This window comes from Acidovorax sp. HMWF018, from assembly GCF_003061035.1.
Classification (GTDB): Bacteria; Pseudomonadota; Gammaproteobacteria; order Burkholderiales; family Burkholderiaceae_C; genus Acidovorax; species Acidovorax delafieldii.
Genome location: NZ_QAIM01000490.1, coordinates 1 through 3,824 on the forward strand (window position 1 = coordinate 1; position 3,824 = coordinate 3,824).

Below are 3,824 nucleotides of genomic sequence, written 5' to 3' on the forward strand. Positions count from 1 at the left end.
GCTGTGGGTAATAGAGAACACCATTGATAGTGGGGACTCCCACCGCTGCAAATGTCATTGGCCCTACTCCCCAACCGCCAATGACGAGTGTGCGAAGGGGTTTTGAGGTTGGCGGGTCTATAGCCAGTGGCATAGCGCCAGAACTTAGATGGACCGACCTTGGAGCTCGTGACACCGGGTTGAACGCAATAGTTGAAATCACGTTCAATATGAGGATCATGCAAACCGCTGTGCGCAATTGTCCACGCATCATCCACCACGGAACGAAAAAACCAGCGAGCATCAGCGACCACAAAAACGGAGGACTATTGTTGGCAAAGAGCTCCTTTGGAAAAAATTGCAATCCAATAAAAACCAGCAGTGCACTACCGCAGGCAATAGCGAAATCCATACAGGTGCGGATGCCCGATACACGCACTGTCGGCGAGTCCGGCCGGGCGTTGGGCGTGAGGATTGCGAGAAGCACTGTGCACGCTAGTCCGATCGCTAAATCTAGGCGGCCAGACGGAACACGGCTCCATAACGTCGCTTCTGCGAGCCATAAAGGAATGCCGAAGAAGCGAAAAATCGTCCATGCTGCAGCGAAAACGAGGCAGGCGAACAACGCCCAACGGGCGTTGATTGAACGCCTGCAGTAGATCAACGCTAAGACGAGGAGGGGAAGTGGAAACAGTAGGTAAGAGCTGATTTCACTCTGGTTGGAATGAGGGCCTGCCCCAAAGGTCAGTGTCTCCGGGTTGGTGTAGCCGCGTAGTGCCCACAGCCAACTGATCTCACCCCCCTGCAGGGCTTTCCGTGCGCCGGGATAGGTAGTGGACCGAATTTTCTCGACTGCATCCGCCGTATCTATCCACCAACTTCCTAAGAGTGTGGCAACCACCAGTAAAGCAACGCCGAAACTGAGCCATTGGGCTTTGCGAAACAGCAATTCTTGTCGATGATCCAGCACCCAGCCGATAGTCAATAGCACGAAAAAAGTGCCCACCGTAATCTGCCATGGTGGGTACAGGACCAATACCCATCCAGCCCCAAGCACGCCCATGGCCACGCCCAGGACAAGGGCTTTTGCCAAGGATTTGTTCCTAAGTACCGACGCAGTAGTAACGAATAGCGCCAATGGGAAAAGCGCTGCGTAGAGTGGCCAATGAGACCAGCCTGCAGCATAGGGGGCAGTACAAAACGCAGTGGAAAGTGCGAGGTTGAAGCCACAGTTCCCAGGGCGTAGCAAGTTGAGCGCTTGCCATAGAATAAAAAGACAGGCGAAGATGGGAAACTGCCAATGCCAGCTCAATGCCTGTCGCAGCGGCAGCAGAAAATAGCCCCAAGTTGCTGGACGCGCCAACGCAGCTGGCTGGCTGATTGGTACGCCTGTCATACCCACCACCCCCATATTCTGGCCTTCGATTCCGATATTGGAGTTGACTATCGGGAAGCGCGGCGAATGGTTCCATTGAGCGAGCGTGTTTGCGGCAAGGACGCCCCATTCGTCTGAGCGTATATCGCGCAACTTGAATAGTCTTGCGTCGCTCCCGTTGAATTCCATCACGCCCAAGCCGAATGGACCCTGCGGGCCTTTGCGCAGAAGTTGAAGCGAACTTCCGGTGATGCCAAAGGCAACCAAGAGTACGAAGACAGTGCCAATAGCAATTCCCGTTCTCTGCGGGTGCCGGCCAACCCAGTGCTCCAATCCTTTTCCCCATCGGCGAAGTGGAGGAGCATACGAAAGTGCTATCGCAGCGAGTACTAGCGCCAATAGGATCCAGTGTCGGCTCTGCGGTTTGTCCACCTGAACTCGCGGCGTTTCGCCACCCCATGCTGGAAGTTTGATTGCGCGGCCCTGGTCAAAGATCGCACTGATCTCGACGAGATGCGTGCCACTTGGCAATGACCCTTGCAGGGGGATGTCTGTCGAAAAACCGGTCATTGCACCTGGAACGCCAAGCGCTGCTTGCACGTCTTTTCTCTCGGATAACGACAGGATCTCTACTTCGTAGTGGCGGCCGTGGATGAAAACCTGCAACTTCTCGGGCGCACGCCGAGTGACTGAATCCCAACCCCAGCCCTCAATGTGCAATTGGTTGAGCGAACGGTCATAGCGCGTAGCGTCAATTGTTCCTTGAAATTCGTGACCGACCTTGTCACTTGCGACCGCCAAACCACAAATCGATAGAAAACAAAAGAGCAACGGAATGAGATACCGGAGAGCGAAAAGACTCCTTTCGTGCACGATGCGTCGCATCCCCTATGCACCCTGCAGCGCCAACCCCGCATGCTCCCGAAGCGGATGGAAGTGGATCCTGGGAAACCGCTCCTGCGCCAGCCGCACGTCGTAGGGCGAGGTGCAAAGGTACGCCAGTGTGTCGGCCGCGTCATGCGCCAGGCGCAGCGGGTAGGCGTCGGTGAACGCGCGCAGGTCGGCGGCGTTGTCCGCTGTGATCCAGCGCGCGCCCGTGTACTGGCAGCCCTCCAGCCGCACATCGGCGTCGTACTCAGCCTTCAGGCGGTGCTGCACCACTTCGAACTGCAGCTGGCCCACGGCGCCCAGCAGCATGTTGCCGCCGGCATCGGGCTTGAAGACCTGGATCGCGCCTTCCTCGCCCAGCTGGGCCAGGCCCTGCTGGAGTTGCTTGGTGCGCAGCGGGTTCTTGAGCACGACGGTCATGAACATCTCGGGTGCGAAGAACGGCAGGCCGGTGAACTGCAGGTTGGCGCCGTCGGTGATGGTGTCGCCCAGCTGCACGCCGCCATGCGTGGTGAAGCCGATGATGTCGCCTGCATAAGCTTCTTCGACGGCCTCGCGGCGCTGGGACATGAAGGTCACGACCGAGGTGGGACGCAGTTCCTTGGCGGTGCGCTGCACCTTGAGCTTCATGCCCGGCGTGTACTTGCCGCTCGCCACGCGCACGAAGGCGATGCGGTCGCGGTGGTTGGCGTCCATGTTGGCTTGCACCTTGAACACCACGCCAGCAAAGCCTTCGTCTTCGGGCTGGATGGTCTTGACCACGGGCTGTTTGTTGACTTCGAGCGTGCTCACGCGCGGGCCAGGTGGCGGTGCCATGTCTACCAGTGCGTCCAGCACCTCCATCACCCCGAAGTTGTTCACGCCGGAGCCAAAGAACACGGGGGTCAGCTTGCCGGCCAGGAAGGCCTCGTGGTCCCAGGCGGGGGAAGCGCCCACGGCCAGCTCCATGCTCTCCAGCGCGGCGTCAAACTCGGTGCCGAAGCGCGCGCGCAGTGTGGTTTCATCCGACAGAGGTATGGATTCAAAGTCCTGCGGGCGGCGTTCGCTGCCGGACTCGAACACCGTCATGGTCTTGGTGCGCAGGTTGATGATGCCGCCGAAGGCCTTGCCTTGGCCTACGGGCCAGGTCATGGGGCAGCAGGGCATGCCCAGCTCGCGCTCCACTTCGTCCATGATGTCCAGCGGGTCCCGCACTTCGCGGTCCATCTTGTTGACGAAGGTAATGATGGGCGTGTCGCGCTGGCGGCAGACTTCGATCAGGCGGCGCGTCTGCGCTTCCACGCCGTTGGCAGCGTCGATCACCATCAGCGCCGAATCGACGGCGGTGAGCACGCGGTAGGTGTCTTCCGAGAAGTCCTTGTGGCCGGGCGTATCCAGCAGGTTGATGACATGCTCCCGGTAGAGCATCTGCATGACCGACGAGGCCACCGAGATGCCGCGCTGCTTTTCAATTTCCATCCAGTCTGACGTGGCGTGGCGGCTGGCCTTGCGGCCCTTCACGGCGCCAGCGATCTGGATCGCGCCCGAGAACAGCAGCAGCTTTTCGGTCAGCGTGGTCTTACCCGCATCGGGGTGGGAAATG

2 protein-coding genes are annotated in these 3,824 nt (G+C 59.0%); both read right to left on the minus strand.

Annotation, left to right across the window (positions count from 1 at the left end):
- On the minus strand, positions 1 to 2,239 hold a 2,239-nt coding region (locus DBR23_RS29410; RefSeq protein WP_146191394.1), incomplete at its 3' end, for a hypothetical protein.
- A 3-nt stretch (positions 2,240 to 2,242) separates the two neighbouring features.
- Complete coding sequence (locus DBR23_RS21015) at positions 2,243 to 3,823, minus strand: peptide chain release factor 3 (protein ID WP_233250635.1); 1,581 nt, start codon at positions 3,821 to 3,823, stop codon at positions 2,243 to 2,245.
- Between the last annotated feature and the right edge of the window lies 1 nt (position 3,824).